Raw genomic sequence first — 22276 nt, 5'->3', positions numbered from 1 at the left:
TTTCGGAGACCTTGCCCTGATGTCCTTCAAATCACTCGAAGACCTTCGCGCTGCCTGCCTCGATTTGCCGGCCGGAAGCGACGCCGCCGCCTCTGCCGTCGCCGGCCGCCAGGACACCCTCACCAAGCCGCAGGGCAGCCTCGGCCGGCTCGAATCGATCGCCGCCTGGTTGGGGCGCTGGCAGGGCCGCGACATGCCCAAATTAGACGAAGTGAAGGTCTTCGTCTTTGCCGGCAACCATGGCGTCACCGCGCAGGGCGTCTCGGCCTATCCGTCGGAAGTCACCGTGCAGATGGTGGCGAATTTCGCCGGCGGCGGTGCTGCCATCAACCAGCTTGCCCGCATTGCGGGCGCCAAGCTCGACGTCATTCCGCTCGATCTCGATCATCCGACCGGCGATTTCACGCAGGTGCCGGCGATGGACGAACAGGCGTTTCTCGCCGCTGTGTCGGCCGGTTACGACGCAGTGAGCAAGGACCTCGATCTCGTCTGCTTCGGCGAGATGGGCATCGGCAACACCACGCCGGCGGCGGCGATCTCGGCCGCCCTGTTCGGCGGCGGCGCGGAGAAATGGACGGGACGTGGCACCGGCGTCGACGATGCCGGCCTGATCCGCAAGATCACTGCGATCGATGCCGGCCTCGCCCGCCACGCAGGTTCACTGTCCGACCCGCTGAAGATCGCAGCCGCCCTTGGCGGACGCGAGCTTGCCGCGATTTTCGGCGCCACGCTTGCCGCGCGCCACAACAACGTGCCGGTGCTGCTCGACGGCTTTGTCTGCACCGCCGCCGTTGCGCCGTTGGCACGGCTGCATCCGACCGGCCTGGCCCACACCATTGCCGCCCATGTCTCGGCCGAATCGGGCCACCGCCGCCTGCTCGAAGCGCTCGGCCTGCCGCCGCTGCTCGACCTCGGCATGCGGCTCGGCGAAGGCTCCGGCGCCTGTCTCGCCGTCAACCTCGTGCGCTCGGCGCTGGAATGCCACGCCAGGATGGCGAGTTTCGCCGAGGCGGGTGTTTCGGAGAAGTAGTTCGGCAAACAAAGTGGCGGGCTGCCTTTCTGGCAGCCCGCCAGGCAAGCCTCAGACAGTCACCAATCGCCCAAGTGCCAGCCGTCTTAGACAGCGGATTTTCCATCGGATCTGAGAGAAATTTGGTGGGTGTGCACAGGATCGAACTGTGGACCCGCTGATTAAGAGTCAGCTGCTCTACCAACTGAGCTACACACCCACACTGCCGGGAAAACCCAGCGTCGGCGGCGCATATAGCCGCCGGTTTCGGCTATGTCCAGCCCTGCCGGATCATTTCCCGAGAAATCACCGAATTGCCGCAGCTGTCAGAGGGTTAACTTGCCTTCCGCGACTTTGACCGCATGGCCGCCAATGCGCGCGGAGGCCAGTTTTCCGCCGTCGACATTGAGCTCGAGCCGGATACGCGACGGCCTGCCCATCTCCAGTCCCTGCTCGATCCAGAGCTGCGAAATGCCGTCGGTCGGGCCGTCGAAATGCATGATCGCGCCAGCAAAAGCCGCTGCCGCCGAACCGGTCGCGGGGTCCTCGTAGGAGGGATTGCCGGGCACGATCATGCGCACATGGAAGGCGCTGTCGTGGTGCAGCGTCTCGCGGCAATAGATATAGGGGCTGGCGAAGGCCCATTCGCTTTTGCGCGGCGCGAGTTCCGACCAAGCCTGGTTGTCCAGCCTGGCCCGTGCCGCCTCTTCCAGGCCTGCAACCGGAATCATGACGTAGGGCACGCCAGCCGACCAGAAGGAGACGCGGTGATTCTCGAAGCCGAGCTCGTGCGGAGCGAGGCCAAGCGCTGCTCCGATTGCTTCCGGGTCGGCTTTGAGCTCCAACTGCTCCGGCAGTTTCGCGAGATCGAACTCCGCGAAGGTGGAACCGTCGTGCTTGCTCACCGCGCAACGCACGGGGCCGATATTCTCCTCCAGCACGAAGATGCCTGCCGCCTCGCCTGCCAGTTCCGCCAGGGCGATCGCCGTGCCGACCGTCGGATGGCCGGCGAACGGCATTTCGTAGTCGGGCGTGAAGATGCGGATCCGATTGCGGTGCTTGGGATTGTCGGGCGGCAGCACGAAGACCGTCTCGGAGAGGTTGAACTCGCGCGCGATGGCCTGCATGGCCGCGGTGTCCAGACCCTCACAGTCGAGCACCACGGCGACGGGATTCCCGGCCAGCTTTTCGGTCGTAAACACATCGTAAAGCAAGTAATTGCGCGCCATGGAGAAAACCTTCTGCCTCCGCCTCGAATGTCTGCGCCCAGCCCCAACATGAGCGAAATTTAATTTGAAATTCGAAGCTCGAAGCCTGATCTGTGCAAGATAGGGACATCGATTTTTTCACTATAGGGGTCCGGGGTGGACCAGCTTGTCAATCCGCCAAAGGCCGAATCCGATCCTTCCATCGAGGCGGCTCTCGGTCTCGACCGCAAGGGCATGAACCGCAAGCGCCGGCGCGGCTGGCTCTTTGCGGTGTTGACGCTCGCGTTGGTCGCTGCCGGCATCGGCGGCTACCAGTGGTATGCAGCCTCCCCGCCCAGGATCGAGTATACCACGGTCCCGGCGGCCATCGCCGACCTTACCGTTGCAGTGTCCGCCACCGGCACGCTGCAACCGCTGACGCAGGTCGACATCTCCAGCGAGCTGTCCGGCGTCGTCCGCTCTGTTGCGGTCAACGAGAACCAGCAGGTGAAGAAGGGCGACGTGCTGGCGACACTCGACACCGCCAAGCTCGAGGTGCAGATCGAGCGCGCCACCGCCTCGGCCAAGGCGGCTACCGCCGCCATCGAGAACGCCAAGGTCACGCTGCAGGAAGACGAGAATGCGCTTACCCGTGCGAGCGAGCTTACCAAGCGCGGCATGGCGACCGACCAATCGCTCGAAGCAGCGACCGCGACGCGCGACCGCTCCAAGGCGGCGCTGGACAGCGCCGAGGCCAATCTCGCCATTGCCCAGGCCGACCTCAAGGCGCAACAGACCGATCTAGCCAAAAGCACAATCTATGCGCCGATCGACGGCATCGTGCTGACGCGTTCGGTCGATCCCGGCCAGACGGTCGCATCCTCGCTGCAGGCGCCGGTGCTGTTCGTCATCGCCGCCGACTTGCGCAACATGGAACTGCAGGCGGCGGTGGACGAAGCCGATATCGGCACGGTCAAGCCCGGCCAGCATGCCCGCTTCACCGTCGATGCCTTCCCGGATCGTCCCTTCGATGCCGAGATCCGCGACATTTCCTACGCCTCGGTCACCACCGACGGCGTCGTCACCTACAACGCAAGGCTGGAGGTCGACAACAGCGAGCTGCTGCTGAGGCCCGGCATGACCGCCACCGTCTCGGTGGTCACCAGACAGGCCAAGGGCGTGCTTACCGTGCCGGCCACCGCCTTCCGCTATCGCCCGGCGCAGCAAATGGCCCGCGGCTGGAGCCTGCGCGATCTCTTCACCGGCCGCATGGGTCGCCCCAACTGGCGGCAGCGAGAGGTGACGAAGGCGCCGACCGACGGCTCGCGCACGCTCTATGTGCTGGAAAACGGCCGGCCGCGTCCGGTGAACGTCAGGATAGGCTCGACCGACGGCGAATTGACCGAGATCACGTCCGGGCTCGACGAAGGCGCTGAGATCATCACCGGCTCGCAGCAGCGGAGCTGATGTGATGTCGGCTCCCCTGCTCATCACTTTCGAAAAAGTCTGGAAGAGCTACGGGGAGGGCGAGGCGCGCGTGCACGCGCTCGCCGGTGTCGACCTCGCGATCCGCCGGGGCGAGTTCGTCGCCATCATGGGTCCGTCCGGCTCGGGCAAGTCGACGGCCATGAACATCATCGGCTGCCTCGACACGCCGACGGCCGGAACCTACAGCTTCATGGGCATCGATGCCGGCCGGCTCGACCGCAACCGCCGTGCCCTGCTGCGCAATCTCTATGTCGGCTTCGTCTTCCAAGGCTATAACCTTCTGCCGCGCACCACGGCGGCAGAAAACGTCGAACTGCCGCTGATCTATCGCGGCGTTGCCGCGCGCGAGCGTCGCCAACTCGCCATGCGGGCGCTGGCTGAGGTCGGCCTCACCGGACGCGAACATCACACGCCGGCCGAACTCTCCGGCGGCCAGCAGCAGCGCGTGGCGATCGCGCGCGCCATCGTCACCAGGCCGACGCTGCTCGTCGCCGACGAGCCGACAGGCAATCTCGACAGCGCGCGCACGCATGAGATCATGGAATTGCTGACCAGGCTCAACGCCGAGCTCGGCCTCACCATCGCCATGGTCACGCACGAGGCCGATGTCGCCGCCTATGCCGAGCGCACCGTGCGCTTCCTCGATGGCCATGTCGCCTCCGACACCGTGAACGCGGAGGCAGCATGATCTGGGAGACCATCCGCCTTTCGCTGATCTCCATCCGCAGGAACGTGCTGCGCTCCTTCCTGACGCTGCTCGGGATCGTCATCGGCGTTGCCGCCGTCATCGCGATGCTGACCATCGGCTCCGGCACCACCGAGAAGGTCAAGGCCGACATCTCCAAGCTTGGCAGCAACCTCTTGGTCGTCCGCTCCGGCCGCCCTGCCGGACCAGGCGGGCCGGGCGGGCTCGACCAGATCACGCGTCCCCTCGCCGCAAAAGATCTCGCAGCGCTCGTGGCGCATCTCAGCGGCGCCCGCGCGATCGCCCCAGCCTCGCAGAAGCAGGTCCGCGTCATCTTCGGCACGGAGAGCTTGACGTCCGGCGTCACTGGAACGGACAGCACCTATCTCGACGCGCGTGACTGGAAGCTCGTCTCCGGTCGCCCGTTCAGCGATTCCGAAACCCGGGCCGGCGCCGGCGTCTGCCTGATCGGCGAGACGGTGCGCCAGCAGTTCTTCGGTGCCGGCGATCCCGAGGGCGAGGTCATCCGCGTCAACCGCACCTCCTGCAGGATCATCGGCCTCCTCGAACCCAAGGGCTATACCGGTTTCGGCCAGGACCAGGACAATGTCGTGCTGATGCCGCTTGCCGCCTACCAGCGGCGCATCGCCGGCAACCGCGACATCGACTCGATCTACATCGCCGCCGACGACCGCACGCCGACCACCGAGTTGCAGCCCCGCGTCGAGGACATCCTGCGCGACACGCGCCGCATCACGCCGGACCGCGATCCCGATTTCTCGATCCGCGATATGACCCAGATAGCCGACGCGATGGCCAGCGCCACCACCACGATGACCGGCATGCTGGGCGCGGTCGCCGGCGTCAGCTTGCTGGTCGGAGGCATCGGCATCATGAACATCATGCTGGTGTCGGTCACCGAGCGCACCCGCGAGATCGGCATCAGGCTGGCGATCGGCGCGCATGAGAAGCACATCCTGATCCAGTTCCTGGTCGAGGCGACGGTGCTGTCGCTGCTCGGCGGCATCATTGGCATCCTGATCGGGCTGACGCTCGCCGGCCTCGCCGCGGCGACGCTGACCATACCCTTTGCGCCGAGCCCGGCGGTCATCCTGCTCGCTGTCGGGTTCTCGGCGCTGATCGGCATGGTGTTCGGATTCTTCCCCGCGCTGCGCGGTGCAAGGCTCGACCCTATCGAAGCCCTGAGGCATGAATAGGCAAAGTCGGCGCATTCGATCTGTTGCTCGACCACAGCCGATGGTAGACCGGGCACTAGGGCAGCATCGGGAACCAGGCGGATGAGCAAGAAGGCGCGTGTGATCCTTGCAGCGGTGGCTGTCGAAGCCATGCTGGGCGGCATCTGGTGGTATCTGGCCCGCTATGGGCTGGCCAATCCTGATCGCGTCGCCGCCAATTTCCAGGAAGTCGTCGGCCAGACGATGGGCATGGCGATGGGCGGCTTTCTCGGCCTTTGCCTGATCCTGTTTTTCGTTGCCGCCCGCAACGATCGCAAGGCGGCCAAATCATAGCTTGGCAGCAAAGCTAATCGCGGCCCGCAAAATGCCATTCGATGAGCGGCTTCATGTGACCCATCAGACCGTCCGGGAGATTGTCCGCATTGCGGATGACGACCGGCCCCTCGATCTCCGGCTCCGCTTCGGCGGCGATGAAGGCATTAATGCGCCGCGCGATCTCCTCGGCCGGCTCGGGGACATGATAGCGGCGGAAGATCACCGTGCCACTTGGGGCTGACAGGGCGTGATAGCGCCGGCCACGTTCGGCTCCCGAAAGGTCGAGTCCGGTTTCCTCGGCCACCTCGCGGACCATGTTGAAGTCGACATCGACGAGACCGTCACGGAAATCGATCGGCTCGAACGAGCCGGCGGCGAAGTAGATCCGGCCGGCATTGACCGTGTGCGAGCCCATGCGGATCGCCACCAGCGCATTGTCGCCGGCGACCAGCATGGCGTGCGCGTAAGCGTGCTCGGCGCCGCTCAGCGCGCGGTTCTTGCGCCACAGCATGAACGTCGAGTACTTCACGGCATGGCAGCGGCCGGTGAGCCTGTTGTCGCGATAGCCGAGCGCCGAAAGCAGCACCACGGTTCCGTCATAGAGCGCCGGCTTTGCGCTCGTCTCGCTTCGCCAGTTTTCGGCGATCGCAGCCCGGTTGCCTTGTTCGAAGGGATGCGGCGCGGGATCGAGCCGCACGTCGACTTCGTCGACCGGCAGGATGACGTTGCGCGGCAGATCGAAACTCACGGTCAGGCCATGTCCAGTGTAATAACAACCGGGCAATGGTCCGAGGCCTTCGGCCGATCCCAGCCGGCGCGCGGGTAACGCTCGACCTCCTGTCCCGCGGGAAAAATGGTTCGCCAGGGTTGGCCGTTACGGATGATGTCCGGAACAGCCGTGGCGTTCTTCGCCGCCAGCGCTTTCGACAGCAAGATGTAATCGAGCTGGCACAGGTGCCGCTCTTCCGGGCCGCGCGTGTGATAGAAGCTCCAACGGTCCATCTCCGGCCGCCGTTCAACGACATTCTCGCAGAAACCGCCGGCGGTGAGCACATTGATCGATGATTGGGCTTCGTCGACCACATGGAAGCGATAGCCGTCGAAACTGTCGCCCTCGATCTTCACCCGTTGCCGGTAGTCGTTCATATCGCCGCAGATCGCCCAGCGCTTGCCGGCGGCATGGTCCTTGCCGAAGCGATCCTCGATGATGCGGCGGACGGCCTGCGCCTCGGCGATGCGCAGCGGCATGGTCGCCTCGCGGCCATCGAGCCCGTTGCGCGGCGAGCCCATCGACTTGAAATGCACGAGATAGAGCGTCAGCGGCACGCCGCCGACAGTCAGATCGATTTCGAGGCAGTCGCGCCGGAAGATGCGGTCAGTCGCCAGATGCCCGAGCGTCGCGAGTTCCTGCGTGAACAGGCCGAACTGTTCGAAGGTGACATAGGCATGGCTGGTCATGCGCACGAACTCGATCGGCTGGCCCTGCGCGGTCTCGCTGCGCATCATCACCGCGACGTCGATGCCGCGAGTGTCATTGCCGGCAGTGGTGTACTTTTGGCGGTAGCCTTGGCCGATCATCTTGAACAGATAGCCGTATTCGAAGGCCTTCAGCGCCTCGATATTGTCGACTTCCTGCATGCAGATGATGTCCGCGCGGGTTGCAGCGATCGCGAGCGCGGTCAGCTGCCGCGTGTCGTCCGATTGGGCGATTGTGCGCGCCTGCTCGAGCGCCCTGTACTCGGCCTCGCTCTGGATATCGAACAGCGCCAGAGTGCGATCCTCATTGAGCTGGTTTCGATAACCGGAAAAATCGAACCTGTTCATCAGGTTCTCGACGTTGAAAGTGGCCAGGCGCAGCGACATGGCCGAGACCTTTGCCTAGAAGCCAAGACGAAGACAAGAGCCAGGCCCGCTCGGGATGGTTTACGGAACCTTTCTGTTCATCTTCCGTTCAGATGAAAAGTCCCATTAATAGGCCTCTTCCGGGGTGTGCTCGGCGTGGGGCCCTTAGTCCTTGGAGAGTGAAATGAAACCGCTCTTGTCTTCTCTCGGATCCGGGGCGATTTCCCTGGGTCTTCTTGCGGGCCTGACGGTGTCGTCGCTTGCCGGTCCTATCCTTCAACCTGACCTATCGACGGCGAGCAGCACGGCCGCACCGCAGATCATTCCTGTTCGCGACGATTGGGCCGGCGGCAACAACAATCAGCAAATGTATGACTGGCGCTGGCGCCGTGGAGGTGACTTCAGATGGCGGAACGATGGCTTCCGCGCACGCAATTTCTCCCGCAACTGGGACAACGGCAATTGGGATGGCAATTGGCGCTGGCGGCACCGTCATCGTCATCGGCATTTCGACAATGGTAGCGCGGCGCTTCTTGGGCTGGGACTCGGCCTAGGCCTGGGCAGCCTCGCCTACAACAACTACTACGACCCTTACTATTATGATCCCTATCCGCGTTATTACCAGCCGAGGCGGATCTACCGGACCGAGCGGCTCTCCAGGGCGCATGTCCGCTGGTGCTACAATCGCTACCGGTCGTATCGGGCCTGGGACAACACGTTCCAGCCCAACTATGGCCCGCGTCGCCAGTGCATCTCGCCCTACATCTGAGCCGCCCATCGGCATAGGAACGGAACGGCGCCAGATCTGGCGCCGTTTTATTTGGCAGTTCCGCATCCTCCCTGCCCAAGCGATAACTGTAAATTCATGAGGGGCATCTATCCATCCGGGCTGACGCCCACATCAGGATCGCAACGCAGCGATTGCGAGGACAGGCCCGCCATGGCCGAAAACGAAATCAGAGCCAAGCACCGGCAGCGCGTGCTCAAGGGCGCCGCAATCCTGACCGGCATCACCAATTCCGAGGTGAAGTGCACCGTGCGCAACATGAACCCCGGCGGAGCCGAATTGAAGGTGCCGATCGAAGCGCGCGTGCCCGACGAGTTCCTGCTCTATGTGCCGACCGATGGCATCGGCTACAAGGCGGTCGTCCGCTGGCGGCGCGAAGGCCGCATCGGCGTAGCGTTCACCGGCACTGAGCCGAAGCCGCATTGGCACTATGGCTGAGGCGATGGTGACCTCGGCCCGCGCGTGCCGAGCGAAGCGCGTTGTGTAGCACCCTTCTCCATCGCATGAGCACCAGAGCGCGAAAAGCCGGCGGATCGCTCCGCCGGCTCTGATCAACCAGCCATGGAATTTCGTTCTTGGCCTTGTCGCCCGGCTGTTCTTGGCGATCGCCCCAGCGCGACCGCAGGGCAAAGCCCGAGGACGCGCAAGGCAACGGAGCGTGGATCGCTTTAGTTCTTGGCCTTGTCGACCAGCTTGTTCTTGGCGATCGCCCCGCGCGACCGCAGGGCAAAGCCCGAGGACGCGCAAGGCAATGGAGCGCGGGTCGCTTTAGTTCTTGGCCTTGTCGACCAGCTTGTTCTTGGCGATCCACGGCATCATTGCGCGCAGCTTGGCGCCGACCTCTTCGATCTGATGGCTGTCATTGTTGCGGCGGATGCCCTTGAAGCGTGCGAGACCGGCACGGTACTCCTGCATCCATTCCGAGGTGAACTTGCCGGTCTGGATGTCCTTCAGCACGCGCTTCATCTCGGCCTTGGTCTCGGCGGTGATGATGCGCGGGCCCGAGACATATTCGCCCCATTCGGCGGTGTTCGAGATCGAGTAGTTCATGTTGGCGATGCCGCCCTCATAGATGAGATCGACGATCAGCTTCACCTCGTGAAGGCACTCGAAATAAGCCATTTCCGGCGCATAGCCGGCTTCCACCAGCGTCTCGAAGCCCGCGCGGATGAGTTCGACCAGGCCGCCGCACAACACCACCTGCTCGCCGAACAGGTCCGTCTCGCATTCCTCGCGGAAATTGGTCTCGATGATGCCCGAGCGGCCGCCGCCGACGCCGCAGGCGTAGGAGAGCGCCAGATCGAGCGCGTTGCCCGAGGCGTCCTGGTTGACGGCGACCAGGCACGGCACACCGCCGCCCTTCTGGTATTCACCGCGCACGGTGTGGCCGGGACCCTTCGGCGCGATCATGACAACGTCAACCGAAGCCTTGGGCTCGATGAGCCCGAAGTGCACATTGAGGCCGTGCGCAAAGGCGATCGCGGCGCCATCGCGGATGTTCGGCGCGATCTCGTTCTTGTAGATGTCGGCCTGCAATTCGTCGGGCGTCGCCATCATCATCAGGTCGGCCCACTTGGCGATATCCGCCACGCTCATCACTTTCAGCCCGTCGGCCTCGACCTTCTTGGCGGTCGCCGACCCCGGCTTGAGGCCGATGGCAATCTCCTTGACGCCGGAATCCTTCAGGTTGAGCGCATGCGCCCGGCCCTGGCTGCCATAGCCGATGATGGCGACCTTCTTGCCCTTGATCAGATTGAGATCGGCGTCACGATCGTAATAAACACGCATTTCGTCTTCCTTCCCGTTTGACGTTCAGACCACGATGCCGAAAAGTGTGAAGCGGTTTTCGGACGACATCATGCTCTATCTCTTTGATTTGGAGCCGGATTCAGATTTCAGGCCGACATGACCTGAAATCATCCGCCTCCAGGGCCTTGCGGCCGGTTGTTTGCTCCGAAAAGAGCGAGAAACTGCTGCGTCGCGCGTACGGCATCGCCGCCGATCGTCGCCTCAGTCGATTCCAGTCGGTCGCCCAGCAAAAGCCGGATCTGCACGTCGCGGGCGACCAGCCCGAAAAAAGTGCGGAACGCCGTCTCGGCGTCCTCGAAGTGGAGCAGCCCGGCCTGTCGGCCTGCTTCCAATACCGGTTTCAAACGCCTGGCAAGCGCGAAACGCCCATTCTGCAATACGATGGCGCCGAGGTCATCCTTACCCTCTTTGCGCTTGATTGGACCGGCACGGCCGACAGCGACGCGATTCAGCGCGACCGAGGTATCGCTGGAGATCACCTTCAGCCAGTCGGAGGCGAAACGTTCGAGGCTTGTCGTCAGCGAAGCGAGGTCGAGCCCCTTGCGGTCGACTTGCGCCACGCGCACCTTCGAGGCCTGCCATTGGACCGTCGCCGTCAGCAGCCCGTCGCGATCGCCGAACCATTTGTAGAGCGTTTCCTTTGAGCAGCTTGCCCGCCGCGCCACCGCGGTCATGGTCAGGCTGTCGCCCTCCTCGACCAGGAGACGCAGCACCGCGTCCAGAACGGCCTGCTGCCGCTCGGTCAAGGCCTCGCTGTTGTCGATCTCGGGAGCAGGCTGCAACACGCTTTCCCCGTTTCCTTGTAGGCGGGCACTGAAGCCGTACCGTACGTTACGGTTCGGCTTTATTGCGCATTCTGTCGTCCAACGCAAGGGCTATTGCCGAAAATCGAGACGAGGCGCGCCGAGAGGCCTCGCGGCTACTCGCCAATCCGGGGAACACGCAGCCGCCCGAGCAAATCGCCCAGCGCTTCCATCTCCTTGGCGGAGAGCTTGCAGCCCATCAGATCGGTGATGGCAGCGCCGTAGACCGCCCAAATACGGCGCCGCGTCTCCCGGCCGGCCGGCGTGATGCGCACGGTCTGGCCGCGGCCATCATCGGAGACAGCCAGCTTTTCCACCAGGCCCTCCGCCTCGAGCCGGGCCAAGAGCCGCGAAACGTTATACTGCGCCAAGAGCACGCGATCGATCAACTCGAAGGGCCGCAATCCCCCTCGCCGGCCTCGGCAAGCTCATGCAGCACGTCGTACCAGGCGAGCGGCGGCAGCCCGCCAGCCTTCAGTGCGTCCTCGGTCTTTTCGATCAGCTGGCGCGACACGCGCATCAGCCGGCCCCAGGCTTTGATGGCTTCGGGTGAAGGAGACTTCTTCGTCATCGCTGCAGCCTATTCGATAGATGCAATTGCATCAAGCTTGACGATCGATGCAGATGCATCCATATAGATGCAATTGCATTTAAAGGAGACATGCTGTGAAACATGAAATCTGCAAGATCGCCGACATTCCGCAAACCGGCAGCCTTGTCGCGCCTTTCTTCGGACGCGAGGTCCATGTCTGGCGCAGCGGCGAGCGCATCCGTGCCGCGGCCAACGCCTGCCTGCACTTCGGCGGGCCGCTCGCCTGCGAGGACGGCGCCTTCGTGTGCCAGTGGCATGGCGCCAAATTCGATATGGAAAACGGCGAACGGATCAACGGCCCGGCGCCGAAGGGCTCACGCCTGATGTTCCTGTCGACCCGCGTCGAGGATGGCGCCCTGAACTATGTCTGGGGAGAGTGAGATGACGACAAAACTCACCCTCGTCAGCCATCACCTGTGCCCCTACGTCCAGCGCGCCGCTATCTCGCTTGCCGAGAAAGGCGTGCCGTTCGAACGTGTCGACGTCGATCTTTCCAACAAGCCTGACTGGTTCAGGGCGATCTCCCCGCTCGGCAAGGTGCCGCTGTTGCGCGTCCAAAATAGTGACGAAGTGATCTTCGAATCCGCGGTCATCCTGGAGTTTCTCGAGGACACCGAGGCCAATCCATTGCATCCTGCCGATCCGCTGATACGGGCCAGGCACCGTGCCTGGATCGAATTCGGCTCGGCCATCCTCAACGCCATAGGCCGCTTCTATTCCGCTGCCGACGGAGCCGCTTTTTTCGCGGAAAGCAAGGCCCTGTCCGAAATGTTCGCGCGTGTGGAGGCGGAATTGTCGGCAAGGCAAAGCGGCCCATGGTTCGCCGGCGATCGTCTCTCGCTGGTCGATGCCGTCTACGGGCCGATCTTCCGCTACTTCGACACATTTGACGGCATCGGCGATTTCGGCATTCTCGCTGGCAAGCTTCGTGTTCAGGCGTGGCGCGATGCTTTGAGCACGCGGCAATCAGTGAAGGACGCAGTCGGCGCCGACTATCCACGGCGGCTGCTGGCCTTTCTGCGGGCGAAGGGATCCTATCTTTCCGAGATCATTCGGCTGCAGGCCACCGAAATTCCGCAAGCCCGATCCGCCTGAACGGGTCGATCACCGTCCCGGCGACCATGGCGGCGAGGAATTGCGGGCCCGGCGGGACTTTGGCCAGCATCGCCACCAGCCGGTCGCGGACCAGCGGCAGCGCCGCCGAGTCGGACTGATAGAACGGTGTCAGCGCCAATGACAGCGCCTGGAAGATGCGCACATGCCAACGGCGGGCAAGGGCGTAGGCTTCCAGCGCTTCGTCGATGCCGTTCGTCCGCGCCAGCGCCTGGCTGAGCGCGGCTGCATCGAGCAGCGCCATATTCGCGCCCTGCCCGAGTTGCGGGCTAGTCGAATGCGCGGCATCCCCAATCACCGCCATGCGTCGGCCGGTCGGTAGCTTCATGGTGTGGTGGCCATAGCGAGCCAGTGAAAGCTGCTCGAAATTCTCAACCTGGCGGGTGAAGACCTCGCATTCTGGCCACACTGAGACCACCCTCGCCTTCCAGGCGTCGAGCCCTGCCCTTTGGATGTTCTCGACGTCGGCCGGCTTCAGGCTCCAGAAGAAAGCGGCCATCTCTTCGGCGTCCGGTTCCGGCCGGCCGATCGGCAGCACGCCGACCATGATGCTTGCCTTGTCGTAGCGCTGCAGCAGCGCCCTTTTGTCGAAGCCGTTGCGCCAGCCGAGAGAAGCCCAGAAGGCGCCATAGGCGAGTGGCCGTGGCATTGCGGCGCCGCCAAGGTTCTGTCGCAGCCTGGAGCGCGCGCCGCTGGCATCGACGACCATTTCGAATGGTCCCAGCCGTTGTCCATTGCCGCAAACCAGCCTCGGCTGTTCGCCGATCTCCAGAGTCTCGATTTCAGTCTTGGTTTGGATCGCTATCGCTTCACGCTGCGCAGCGCGATACAGCACGCCGAAAAGGGCCGCTCGATGCACCGCGAGTCCGAAGCGGCCGCCGCGTCGCGCGCCGTAGCGGACATCGAGCACCGTGCGTCCGCTCTTCGCGTCCGTGCCGTGCAGCCGCTCAATGCGGCTTCCCAGCGACAGGATCTCGTCGAGCAAGCCGAGATCGGCGAGCACAGTCAGTCCGGTCGGCTGCAGGATCAGACCCGAACCGACCGGCTTCGGCTCGTCGAACCGTTCGAAGACGGTGACCTTATGCCCTGCCCGTTTGAGATAGAGCGCGGCGGCCAGCCCCGCCGGACCGGCGCCGGCAATCGCGATGTCGTAAGTTTTGTCCATGGCCCGCCCAGACCCAATCTGCGGGCACAATTCCTCATGGGCAGCGCCAAATCAACTTGGCGCATTGACGCTATCGCGGAAGAGACCGGGCCTCAGGCTCGGGCATCGAAGGCTGCCCGCGCTTCGCGCACCGCGTCATGGTTGAGTTCCGCCCACTGGACGAGTTGATACAAGGGAACCAACATCGATCGGCCCAGATCGGTAAGGCTATACTCGACGCTCGGCGGCTTGGTCGGGAATACCTGGCGATGGACATAACCGTCGCGCTGCAGCTCATACAGCGTCTGGGTGAGCATGCGCTGTGAGATGTCGGGCACCAGCCGCCGCAGCTCGCCGAAACGATAGGGTTTTTCCGCAAGCGCCATAACAAGCAACGAACTCCATTTGCCGTTGATGCCCTGCAACACGTCGCGAACCGGGCAGTCGGCCAAATTGGCGCCCTCCGTCATGGCCTTGTAGATCTCGATCTTGGATTTCAGATTGACGAATTTGCTGTCCATCGCCGGTTCCCTGGCTGTGCCTACCTCCCGAAAAACTGCCTTCTTTACGCCGGCTGGTCAATTCCTAATTTAGTGCTGGTCTCTTTTTGAGACCACCAATAGCACCCGCCTCCCGGCGCAAAATCAGGATCTATCTATGACCGAAACCCTTCTCGTTACCGGCGCCTCCGGCCAGCTTGGCCGTGGCGTCATCCGCCATTTGCTCGAAGCGCAAAAAGTCACGCCCTCACGCATCATCACCACCACCCGCGATCCGGAAAATCTCGTCGACCTGGCGGCGCTCGGTGTCACCGTCAGGGCGGCAGACTTCAACGACGCCGCCTCGCTGGAGAAGGCGTTTGCTGGCGCCGACCGTGTGTTGATCATCTCGACCGGCGAGCTCGAGCTTAAAAGCGGCCGGCGTCTCAAGCAGCATGAAGCGGCCGTCGCCGCGGCCAAGCAGGCCGGCGTCGCCCATCTTCTCTACACCTCGATGCCCAATCCCGAGCCGGGCTCGCCGGTTCTCTTCTCCGGAGATCACTACGGAACGGAGCAGGCGATCAAGGCCAGCGGTATCCCTTACACGATCTTCCGCAATGGCTGGTATCAGGAGAACCTGTTCATGGCGCTGCCACACGCCCTTTCGTCGGGCAAGTGGTACACTTCGGCAGGCGACGGGCGCATCGCCCATGGCTCCCGCGACGACATGGCCGCTGCGATTGCCGCAGGCCTGGCTTCCGATTCGAAGGCGAGCCAGATCTATACACTGACCGGTCCGCAGGCTTACACCACGGGGGAGATCGCCGCACTGGTAAGCGAAGTCACCGGCAAACCGCTAGAAGTCATTCAACTGCCGGATGAGGCGCTGACCGAGGGCGTCAAGGCGGCGGGTCTTCCGGAGGACCTCGCCCGTATCATCGTCTCCTTCGATGCCAACACGCGGGCCGGGCGTATCGACATGGTGACCGATGCGGTCGAGACGCTGTCGGGCCGCAAGTCGCGGACGCTCAAGGAGTTCGTGGAGGCAAACAAGGCCGCATTGCTCGGCTGAGGCCGGCAGCATTGCGAACGGCTGCCGCAGTGTGAAGGTCGCGCTCCTTGCGGGCGCGGCCTCTCTCTATATCGCCACCTGCGTGCCGATCTCGACGACGCGCCCCGTGGGGATCTGGAAGTACTCGGTCGCGTCCGCCGCGGTACGCGCAAGGCCGATGAACAGCCTGTCCTGCCAGACCGGCATGCCGGAATTGGGCGAGGCTTTCAGCGAGCGCCGCGACAGGAAGAACGAGGTCGTCATGATATCGAACTTCCAGCCCTGCTTGCGGCAGATCGCCAGCGCGCGCGGGATGTTCGGCTGCTCCATGTAGCCGAAGGTCAGCGTCACCCGCATGAACAGCTCGTTGACCGTCTCCATCTTGACGCGGTCGCTGTCCGGCACCACCGGCTGCGGCGCCGTCACCACCGACAGGATGACGTTCTGCTCGTGCAGCACCTTGTAGTGCTTGAGGCTGTGCATCAGCGCCGTTGGCGCGCTGAGCGGATCGCTGGTCAGGAACACCGCCGTGCCCGACACCAATTGTGGTTTTTTCTTCAGAAGGTTAGCCGCCAGCAAGTCGAGCGGGATCTCGTTGCGGCGGGTCTTGTCGAACAGGTAGCGGCTGCCGCGCACCCAGGTCCACATGCCGAGGATGATGGCGAAGGCCACCGCGAGCGAAGCCCAGCCGCCCTCGAACACCTTGACGATGTTGGAAGCAAAGAAGCCGATATCGATGAAGGCGAACAGCGCCGACAACGACGCAGCGACCCAGAACTGCCATTTCCAGATGCGGGTCATGACAACGAACAGCAGCACGGTCGTCACCAGCATGTTGCCGGTGACCGAGATGCCATAGGCCGAGGCGAGTTTGCTGGATTCGCCGAAGCCGACCACCAGCAGCATCACCACCAGCGCCAGCAGCATGTTGACGCGCGGCATATAGACCTGCCCGGACTGCTTTTCGGAAGTGTGCAGGATTTCCAGCCGCGGCAGCATGTTGAGCTGTACCGCCTGCCTGGTCAGCGAATAGGCGCCGGAGATGACAGCCTGGCTGGCGATCACCGTCGCCGCAGTGGCCAGCACCACCATGGGAATGAGCGCCCAGCCCTCGTTCATCTCGAAGAACGGGTGGCCAACGATGCCGTTCTTGGCGAGCACAAAGGCACCTTGCCCCGCATAGTTCAAGAGCAGGCAGGGAAACACGATCGCCAGCCAAGCCAACACGATCGGCTTGCGGCCGAAATGGCCGAGATCGGCATAAAGCGCCTCCGCACCGGTGACGGCCAGGAAGATGGCGCCGATGGTGACGAAGGCGACGTCCGGTGAGTGGATCAGGAAGGCGACAATGTAGTGCGGACTGATCGCCCACAGGATCTCGGGATCGGCAATGATGTGGTTCAGTCCGGAAAGACCGATAGCGAGGAACCAGACGGCCGTGATCGGACCGAAAATCAAGGCAACACCGCCCGTGCCAAACCGCTGCACGGCAAACAGGATGGCGAGGATCAGCAGCGTCAGCGGCACCACATAAGGCTGGAATGCCGGCGTCACCACATTCATGCCTTCGACCGCCGAAAGCACCGAGATGGCTGGCGTGATCACCGCATCGCCGAAGAAAAGCGATGCGCCGGCGATGCCGACGCCGAGAATGATCGCCGAGCGCGTCGCAAAACTGCTGCGTGCCAGTGCCATCAGCGACAGCACGCCGCCCTCGCCGCGGTTGTCGGCGCGCAGCACGAACATGATGTATTTGATCGTGACGATGATCGTCAGCGACCAGATGATCAGCGACAATACGCCCAGAATGTCGACACGATCCGCGACCTCGCCGCGTGAGGACGCCACAAGCGCCTCGCGAAATGCGTAGATCGGGCTGGTTCCGATGTCGCCATAGACCACACCGAGCGCGCCCAGCATCAGCACCTTGGTGCTGTGCTGCTCTATTTCCGGGTGGCCGGACGGATCGGCGGGTTCTGCCTCAGCACCGTTGGCAAGGGCCATGGACGACACTCCGATAAACGGGCGGTTCCTCTACGCTTGCTGCAGTGCAATATCAAGTGCCGTCACGTTAGGTCTCCCATGCCACCGGCGCAGGCCTCGCCGCATTTCAGCACGAGAAGAGGCGCATTGTCGGACGAACCGGGAGGTCAGATCGCCACCTGCGTGCCGATCTCGACGACGCGCCCCGTGGGGATCTGGAAGTACTCGGTCGCGTCCGCCGCGGTGCGCGCAAGGCCGATGAACAGCCTGTCCTGCCAGACCGGCATGCCGGAATTGGGCGAGGCTTTCAGCGAGCGCCGCGACAGGAAGAACGAGGTCGTCATGATGTCGAACTTCCAGCCCTGCTTGCGGCAGATCGCCAGCGCGCGCGGGATGTTAGGCTGTTCCATGTAGCCGAAGGTGAGAGAGACCCGCATGAACAGCTCGTTGACCGTCTCCATCTTGACGCGGTCGCTGTCCGGCACCACCGGCTGCGGCGCCGTCACCACCGACAGGATGACGTTCTGCTCGTGCAGCACCTTGTAGTGCTTGAGGCTGTGCATCAGCGCCGTTGGCGCGCTGAGCGGATCGCTGGTCAGGAACACCGCCGTGCCCGACACCAATTGTGGTTTTTTCTTCAGAAGGTTAGCCGCCAGGAAGTCGAGCGGGATCTCGTTGCGGCGGGTCTTGTCGAACAGGTAGCGGCTGCCCCTTATCCAGGTCGACATGATCAGTCCCATGACGCAGGCGACCGTGATCGAAACCCAGCCGCCCTCGACGATCTTGACCACGTTGGCGGAGAAGAAGCCCAAATCGATTGTGCCGAAGAGCAGCGCAAGCGCCAATGCGAGCGCAAGCTGCCATTTCCACAGCCAGCGCATCACCACGAATAGCAGGATCGTCGTCATCAGCATTTCGCCGGTCACGGAAATGCCATAGGCCGAGGCCAGCGCGCTGGAGCTGCCGAAGCCTACGACCAGCAGCATGACGCCCAGTGCGACCAGGAGATTGACGCGGGGCATGTAGATCTGTCCGCTTTGCATCTCGGACGTGTGCTGCACCTCGATGCGCGGCAACAGATTGAGCTGCACCGCCTGCCTGGTCAGCGAGAAGGCGCCGGAGATGACCGCCTGGCTGGCGATCACCGTCGCCGCAGTGGCCAGGCCGACCATCGGCATCAGCGCCCATTCAGGCAGCATCTGGAAGAATGGGTTGGTGGGCTTGCCCCCATGCGACAACACGTATGCGCCCTGACCGAAATAGTTGAGCAGCAGACAGGGGAAGACCACCGAAAACCAGGCCAGCACGATCGGCTTGCGGCCGAAATGGCCGAGGTCGACATAAAGGGCTTCGGCGCCGGTGACCGCCAGGAACACGGCACCGACCGTGACGAAGGCGCCCGTCGGCGTGGTGGCAAGATATGACACCGCATAATAGGGGTTGATCGCCAGGAACACGGAAAAGTCATCGACAATGTGGTAGAGGCCTGCAACGCCAATCGCCAGGAACCATATCGCGGTCACCGGTCCGAAAACGGCGGCCACCTTTCCGGTGCCGAAGCGCTGCACGGCAAAGAGCACCGCCAGGATCAGCAGCGTGATCGGAACGACATAGGCTTCGAGCGCCGGCGTGACGACCTTCAGGCCTTCGACAGCGGAGAGCACCGAGATGGCCGGCGTGATGATCGAATCGCCGAAAAACAGCGCGGCGCCGCAAAGCCCGATGCCCAGGATCAGCCGCGAGCCGTTGGGATAGGCGCTGCGGGCGAGCGCCATCAGCGACAGGGTGCCGCCCTCGCCCTTGTTGTCGGCCCTGAGCACGAAGGCGACATATTTGATGGTGACGATAATCGTCAGCGCCCATACGATCAGCGACAAGACGCCGAGCACATCTTCGCGGGCGACCAGTTCCCCGGAGGCGTGGAGCGCCTCGCGGAAAGCGTAGATCGGGCTGGTGCCGATGTCGCCATAAACGACACCGAGCGCGCCAAGCATCAGAACCTTGGTGCTGTGGTGGCGTTCGGTTTCAGCATGGTTCGACCGTTCGAGGGATTCTGCCTCGCTGCTGGCGTTGGCTAGTACCATGGACCCCACTTCAACACACGCGCCATCCCCCATGGTCGCCGCAATGAAAAGGACTCGCGAGAACCGCCGCAGCTACGCAAGGCTTGCTTGTCCTACCATCCACAGGCCTTCAAGAAACGCCCGACCGTACCGGCCATGCCATACTCCAGCGCATCGGCTGTCAACCCATGTCCGATCGATACTTCGGCCAATGCCGGAATGCGTTTGGCCAGCGCCGGCAGGTTGTTCGCCGTCAGATCGTGACCGGCATTGACATCGAGCCCGGCGGCAAGGGCGGCATCCGCGGTTTTTCCCAATCTTTCCAGCTCCTTCGCCGCCTTGGCGGAATCGGAATGGCAGCTGCCGTAGGGACCGGTATAGAGCTCGATCCGGTCGGCCCCGGTATTCAGTGCAGCAGTGACGCCAGCAGGATCAGCGTCGGAAAACAGCGACACGCGAAAACCACCCTTCTTCAGCCGTTTCACGATCGGAGTGAGGAACGCGGCCTGTGCGACGAAGTTCCAGCCGTGGTCCGATGTCGCCTGCGCCGGATCGTCGGGAACCAGCGTCACCTGCTCCGGCTGATGCTTTTCGACCAGGGCCAGGAAATCCTCGGTCGGATAGCCCTCGATGTTGAACTCCGCCCTGGGGAATTCGTCGTCGATGAGCGCCCTGATCTGCGGCAGGTCGGAATGCCTTGTATGCCGTTCGTCCGGCCGTGGATGCACCGTCAGCCCATGCGCGCCCGCGGCCAGCGCGATGCGGCCCAGCCCTGTGACGCTCGGCCATGGCAGGTCGCGTCGGTTGCGCAGCATGGCGACCGCGTTGAGATTGACCGAAAGCTTCGCGGGCATGATCCAGTGTCCAATTGAAGCAATTCAGGAAAAGGACTTTCCGTCCGGAATTGCGAAAGAACAAATACCAGAGCGGCTCAGCGGTTCTGTTGGAACGCTGAGCCCCTCTGCGTTCGCGCGCATCTATAGCGCCTTTGAAGGGAACAGATAGAGGGTTTCCGGTGTTCCAGATGACGAGATGGTGCCAACGCAAGGATTTGCCAGTGAATTTCCTCGAATCCGTGCCGGCGATACGCCGCATCGAGACCAATCGCGACGCGCTCTTTGCCATTGACGTGGTCGGCGATGTTTCGCCTGCCGACGCCGAGAACCTTTTCGGGCTGCTCCAGGCGGCCTATGCCCTCCACCCCAGGGTCGACGTGCTGGTGCGGCTGACCGACCAGGAAAGCGTCGATTGGGCGAACATTTCGCAGGAAACGCTCAAGCAGGGTGTGGCCGACGCCCTGGAACACGTCGTCCGCTGCGCGGCCGTCGGCGAACCCGACTGGGCATCCCTCGCCAGGGGCTTCCTCCCGAAGACTTTGCCTTTCGAATTCAGGCGTTTCGACGCTGAGGATGAAGAAGCCGCCTGGCGATGGCTGGGTGCCAGGCCGGCATCACAATGACGAATCGTTTCAACGCACGACAGTCAGCCGCTCGGCGGCACGCGTGATTGCAGTGTAGAGCCAGCGCTGCCTGGTTTCCTTGAACGCCCAGCTTTCGTCGAACAGCACGACGTTGTTCCACTGTGAGCCCTGCGCCTTGTGGACGGTCAGCGCGTAGCCGTAATCGAAATCGTCGAACCGCTTTTTCTGCTGCCAGGGGATTTCGGCGTCGGGATCTTCGAATGCCGCCTTGAGCAGCTTGATCTTCGCGACGCCGCGGTCGGGATCGTCCTCTTCCGGCGAGACCAGCAGGTTGATGCCGGGCTTTACCGTCTCGCGCGACGAGGTCATCACTTTCCACAGCGAGCCGTTGAGCAGCCCCTTGGCCGGGTCGTTGCGCAGGCAAACCAGCTTGTCGCCGGCCTGCGGATAGTCGGCATTGAACCCTTTGAGTTCGCGCAGCCGCTGGTTGTAGCGCCGCCGCGTGCGGTTGGTGCCGACCAGCACCTGGTCGGCCTTCATCACAAGCTCCTGGTTGACGCCTTCCCTGCCGATCACCTGCGCCGTGCCATAGTCGCCATGCATGAACTCGCGGCCCTCGCGGACGTCGAGGGCGAGGCGGATGATCGGATTGTCGCGCGCCTGGCGATGGATTTCCGTCAGCAGCACGTCCGGCTCGTGTTCGGTGAAGAAGCCGCCGCCAGAGATTGGCGGCAGTTGGGCTGGATCGCCCAGCACCAGGATCGGCGTGCCGAAGCTCATCAGGTCGCGGCCGAGCTGCTCGTCGACCATCGAGCATTCGTCGATGACGACCAGCTTGGCGCGAGCGATCGGGCTCTGCCGGTTGAGCGCGAAGGTCGGCGCGATCGACGTCTTGCCGGTCACCTCGTCCGCGACCGATTCCTCGCCCCTGGGCCTGTAGATCAGCGAATGGATGGTGCGGGCGTTGATTGCGCCCTTGGAGCGCAGCACCTGCGCTGCCTTGCCGGTGAAGGCGGCGAACTGCACCTGCCCGTCGACATGCTCGGCGAAATAGCGCGCCAGCGTCGTCTTGCCTGTGCCGGCATAGCCGAACAGGCGAAAGATCTGCGGCCGGCCCTCCTTCAGCCAGCGGCCGACCGCCTTCAAAGCTTCGTCCTGTTGGGGAGAGAACTCCATCAGCGCGACAGACCGGATTCGCGAGCGAAAGACAAGGTTGGAGCTCTCAACACAAGCATCGCCGACGGCGATCTCATTTCTTCAAGCGCGTGACGCTATCAGGCCATAACCAGAACGTAAAGTGAACACAAACT

Annotated in this window: 22 protein-coding genes, 1 tRNA gene and 1 pseudogene; 11 read left to right on the top strand and 13 right to left on the bottom strand. The window is 63.3% G+C overall.

Features of this window, described 5'->3' with window-relative positions; all coding sequences use genetic code 11:
* Positions 1-19: 19 nt before the first annotated feature.
* On the top strand, positions 20-1030 hold the full coding sequence (cobT, locus tag EJ074_RS26665) for a nicotinate-nucleotide--dimethylbenzimidazole phosphoribosyltransferase (protein ID WP_095809443.1): 1011 nt from the start codon (positions 20-22) through the stop codon (positions 1028-1030).
* Between the two features lie 123 nt (positions 1031-1153).
* On the opposite strand, the gene EJ074_RS26660 is transcribed toward cobT, so the two are convergent.
* Together EJ074_RS26660 and EJ074_RS26655 are read right to left on the bottom strand one after the other, a co-directional pair.
* Positions 1154-1229, bottom strand: a tRNA-Lys gene (locus EJ074_RS26660).
* A gap of 106 nt (positions 1230-1335) precedes the next feature.
* A complete protein-coding gene (locus tag EJ074_RS26655) occupies positions 1336-2238 on the bottom strand; it encodes a PhzF family phenazine biosynthesis protein (RefSeq protein ID WP_095809444.1) in 903 nt (300 codons plus the stop codon).
* A 135-nt stretch (positions 2239-2373) separates the two neighbouring features.
* Here EJ074_RS26655 and EJ074_RS26650 point away from each other — a divergent pair, with 135 nt between their 5' ends.
* From EJ074_RS26650 to EJ074_RS26635, 4 genes are all read left to right on the top strand, one after another.
* Positions 2374-3663, top strand: coding sequence for an efflux RND transporter periplasmic adaptor subunit (locus EJ074_RS26650; protein ID WP_095809445.1), 1290 nt, complete (start codon positions 2374-2376; stop codon positions 3661-3663).
* Positions 3664-3667: 4 nt separating this feature from the next.
* The gene (locus EJ074_RS26645) at positions 3668-4372 is read left to right on the top strand and encodes an ABC transporter ATP-binding protein (protein ID WP_095809446.1); all 705 of its coding nucleotides are present in this window, start codon (positions 3668-3670) and stop codon (positions 4370-4372) included.
* A complete protein-coding gene (locus EJ074_RS26640; RefSeq protein ID WP_095809447.1) occupies positions 4369-5586 on the top strand; it encodes an ABC transporter permease in 1218 nt (405 codons plus the stop codon). Before EJ074_RS26645 ends, EJ074_RS26640 begins: the two co-directional genes overlap by 4 nt.
* Positions 5587-5667: 81 nt before the next feature.
* A complete protein-coding gene (locus tag EJ074_RS26635) occupies positions 5668-5898 on the top strand; it encodes a hypothetical protein (protein WP_095809448.1) in 231 nt (76 codons plus the stop codon).
* Between the two features lie 13 nt (positions 5899-5911).
* Here EJ074_RS26635 and EJ074_RS26630 read toward each other — a convergent pair whose 3' ends face one another.
* Positions 5912-6628, bottom strand: a complete 717-nt coding sequence (locus EJ074_RS26630; protein ID WP_095809449.1) for a hypothetical protein — start codon at positions 6626-6628, stop codon at positions 5912-5914.
* 2 nt (positions 6629-6630) lie between these two features.
* Positions 6631-7743, bottom strand: coding sequence for an endonuclease/exonuclease/phosphatase family protein (locus EJ074_RS26625; RefSeq protein ID WP_095809450.1), 1113 nt, complete (start codon positions 7741-7743; stop codon positions 6631-6633).
* 163 nt (positions 7744-7906) lie between these two features.
* Here EJ074_RS26625 and EJ074_RS26620 point away from each other — a divergent pair, with 163 nt between their 5' ends.
* Complete coding sequence (locus EJ074_RS26620) at positions 7907-8491, top strand: BA14K family protein (protein ID WP_095809451.1); 585 nt, start codon at positions 7907-7909, stop codon at positions 8489-8491.
* Positions 8492-8662: 171 nt separating this feature from the next.
* The gene (locus EJ074_RS26615) at positions 8663-8947 is read left to right on the top strand and encodes a PilZ domain-containing protein (protein ID WP_095809452.1); all 285 of its coding nucleotides are present in this window, start codon (positions 8663-8665) and stop codon (positions 8945-8947) included.
* 330 nt (positions 8948-9277) lie between these two features.
* Here the strand turns inward: EJ074_RS26615 and ilvC are convergent, their stop codons facing one another.
* The 3 genes and pseudogenes from ilvC to EJ074_RS26600 form a co-directional block, all read right to left on the bottom strand.
* On the bottom strand, positions 9278-10297 hold the full coding sequence (ilvC, locus tag EJ074_RS26610; RefSeq protein ID WP_095809453.1) for a ketol-acid reductoisomerase: 1020 nt from the start codon (positions 10295-10297) through the stop codon (positions 9278-9280).
* A gap of 128 nt (positions 10298-10425) precedes the next feature.
* Entirely contained in the window at positions 10426-11103 is a 678-nt protein-coding gene (locus EJ074_RS26605; protein WP_095809454.1) for a TetR/AcrR family transcriptional regulator, read from the bottom strand.
* 134 nt (positions 11104-11237) lie between these two features.
* A pseudogene (locus tag EJ074_RS26600) lies at positions 11238-11692 on the bottom strand (MarR family winged helix-turn-helix transcriptional regulator).
* 95 nt (positions 11693-11787) lie between these two features.
* On the opposite strand from EJ074_RS26600, the gene EJ074_RS26595 reads away from it, so the two are divergent.
* Positions 11788-12093, top strand: a complete 306-nt coding sequence (locus EJ074_RS26595) for a Rieske (2Fe-2S) protein (RefSeq protein WP_095809456.1) — start codon at positions 11788-11790, stop codon at positions 12091-12093.
* Between the two features lies 1 nt (position 12094).
* A complete protein-coding gene (locus EJ074_RS26590) occupies positions 12095-12808 on the top strand; it encodes a glutathione S-transferase family protein (protein ID WP_165350016.1) in 714 nt (237 codons plus the stop codon).
* On the opposite strand, the gene EJ074_RS26585 is transcribed toward EJ074_RS26590, so the two are convergent.
* Positions 12762-13991: an NAD(P)/FAD-dependent oxidoreductase gene (locus tag EJ074_RS26585; protein ID WP_095809458.1), complete on the bottom strand. Its 1230-nt coding sequence runs from the start codon at positions 13989-13991 to the stop codon at positions 12762-12764. The two genes, EJ074_RS26590 and EJ074_RS26585, sit on opposite strands and share 47 nt — an antisense overlap.
* A gap of 92 nt (positions 13992-14083) precedes the next feature.
* Complete coding sequence (locus tag EJ074_RS26580) at positions 14084-14491, bottom strand: helix-turn-helix domain-containing protein (protein ID WP_095809459.1); 408 nt, start codon at positions 14489-14491, stop codon at positions 14084-14086.
* Between the two features lie 136 nt (positions 14492-14627).
* On the opposite strand from EJ074_RS26580, the gene EJ074_RS26575 reads away from it, so the two are divergent.
* Positions 14628-15521 carry an SDR family oxidoreductase gene (locus EJ074_RS26575; protein ID WP_095809460.1) on the top strand — a complete coding sequence of 298 codons (894 nt, stop codon included), beginning with the start codon at positions 14628-14630 and terminating at the stop codon, positions 15519-15521.
* A gap of 66 nt (positions 15522-15587) precedes the next feature.
* Here the strand turns inward: EJ074_RS26575 and EJ074_RS26570 are convergent, their stop codons facing one another.
* The 3 genes from EJ074_RS26570 to EJ074_RS26560 all read right to left on the bottom strand — a co-directional run bounded on the left by EJ074_RS26570 (position 15588) and on the right by EJ074_RS26560 (position 20400).
* Complete coding sequence (locus EJ074_RS26570; RefSeq protein WP_129553876.1) at positions 15588-17504, bottom strand: potassium transporter Kup; 1917 nt, start codon at positions 17502-17504, stop codon at positions 15588-15590.
* 146 nt (positions 17505-17650) lie between these two features.
* Positions 17651-19567, bottom strand: coding sequence for a potassium transporter Kup (locus EJ074_RS26565; protein WP_095808107.1), 1917 nt, complete (start codon positions 19565-19567; stop codon positions 17651-17653).
* 92 nt (positions 19568-19659) lie between these two features.
* A complete protein-coding gene (locus EJ074_RS26560) occupies positions 19660-20400 on the bottom strand; it encodes a pyridoxine 5'-phosphate synthase (protein ID WP_095808108.1) in 741 nt (246 codons plus the stop codon).
* Between the two features lie 203 nt (positions 20401-20603).
* Between EJ074_RS26560 and EJ074_RS26555 the strand changes: the two genes are divergently transcribed.
* Positions 20604-21005: an STAS/SEC14 domain-containing protein gene (locus tag EJ074_RS26555; protein WP_095808109.1), complete on the top strand. Its 402-nt coding sequence runs from the start codon at positions 20604-20606 to the stop codon at positions 21003-21005.
* A gap of 9 nt (positions 21006-21014) precedes the next feature.
* On the opposite strand, the gene EJ074_RS26550 is transcribed toward EJ074_RS26555, so the two are convergent.
* Positions 21015-22142 carry an ATP-dependent RecD-like DNA helicase gene (locus EJ074_RS26550; protein ID WP_095808110.1) on the bottom strand — a complete coding sequence of 376 codons (1128 nt, stop codon included), beginning with the start codon at positions 22140-22142 and terminating at the stop codon, positions 21015-21017.
* Between the last annotated feature and the right edge of the window lie 134 nt (positions 22143-22276).

This window comes from Mesorhizobium sp. M3A.F.Ca.ET.080.04.2.1 (assembly GCF_003952525.1).
Classification (GTDB): domain Bacteria; phylum Pseudomonadota; class Alphaproteobacteria; order Rhizobiales; family Rhizobiaceae; genus Mesorhizobium.
This window is presented reverse-complemented; position numbering and strand designations above follow the sequence as displayed.

Bases quoted from the DNA above. Each gene is read 5' to 3' on its own strand.
- cobT (WP_095809443.1), top strand. From the start codon at position 20: ATGTCCTTCAAATCACTCGAAGACCTTCGCGCTGCCTGCCTCGATTTG.
- EJ074_RS26655 (WP_095809444.1), bottom strand. From the start codon at position 2,238: ATGGCGCGCAATTACTTGCTTTACGATGTGTTTACGACCGAAAAGCTG.
- EJ074_RS26645 (WP_095809446.1), top strand. From the start codon at position 3,668: ATGTCGGCTCCCCTGCTCATCACTTTCGAAAAAGTCTGGAAGAGCTAC.
- EJ074_RS26640 (WP_095809447.1), top strand. From the start codon at position 4,369: ATGATCTGGGAGACCATCCGCCTTTCGCTGATCTCCATCCGCAGGAAC.
- EJ074_RS26635 (WP_095809448.1), top strand. From the start codon at position 5,668: ATGAGCAAGAAGGCGCGTGTGATCCTTGCAGCGGTGGCTGTCGAAGCC.
- EJ074_RS26625 (WP_095809450.1), bottom strand. From the start codon at position 7,743: ATGTCGCTGCGCCTGGCCACTTTCAACGTCGAGAACCTGATGAACAGG.
- EJ074_RS26620 (WP_095809451.1), top strand. From the start codon at position 7,907: ATGAAACCGCTCTTGTCTTCTCTCGGATCCGGGGCGATTTCCCTGGGT.
- EJ074_RS26615 (WP_095809452.1), top strand. From the start codon at position 8,663: ATGGCCGAAAACGAAATCAGAGCCAAGCACCGGCAGCGCGTGCTCAAG.
- ilvC (WP_095809453.1), bottom strand. From the start codon at position 10,297: ATGCGTGTTTATTACGATCGTGACGCCGATCTCAATCTGATCAAGGGC.
- EJ074_RS26590 (WP_165350016.1), top strand. From the start codon at position 12,095: ATGACGACAAAACTCACCCTCGTCAGCCATCACCTGTGCCCCTACGTC.
- EJ074_RS26585 (WP_095809458.1), bottom strand. From the start codon at position 13,991: ATGGACAAAACTTACGACATCGCGATTGCCGGCGCCGGTCCGGCGGGG.
- EJ074_RS26580 (WP_095809459.1), bottom strand. From the start codon at position 14,491: ATGGACAGCAAATTCGTCAATCTGAAATCCAAGATCGAGATCTACAAG.
- EJ074_RS26575 (WP_095809460.1), top strand. From the start codon at position 14,628: ATGACCGAAACCCTTCTCGTTACCGGCGCCTCCGGCCAGCTTGGCCGT.
- EJ074_RS26570 (WP_129553876.1), bottom strand. From the start codon at position 17,504: ATGGCCCTTGCCAACGGTGCTGAGGCAGAACCCGCCGATCCGTCCGGC.
- EJ074_RS26565 (WP_095808107.1), bottom strand. From the start codon at position 19,567: ATGGTACTAGCCAACGCCAGCAGCGAGGCAGAATCCCTCGAACGGTCG.
- EJ074_RS26560 (WP_095808108.1), bottom strand. From the start codon at position 20,400: ATGCCCGCGAAGCTTTCGGTCAATCTCAACGCGGTCGCCATGCTGCGC.
- EJ074_RS26550 (WP_095808110.1), bottom strand. From the start codon at position 22,142: ATGGAGTTCTCTCCCCAACAGGACGAAGCTTTGAAGGCGGTCGGCCGC.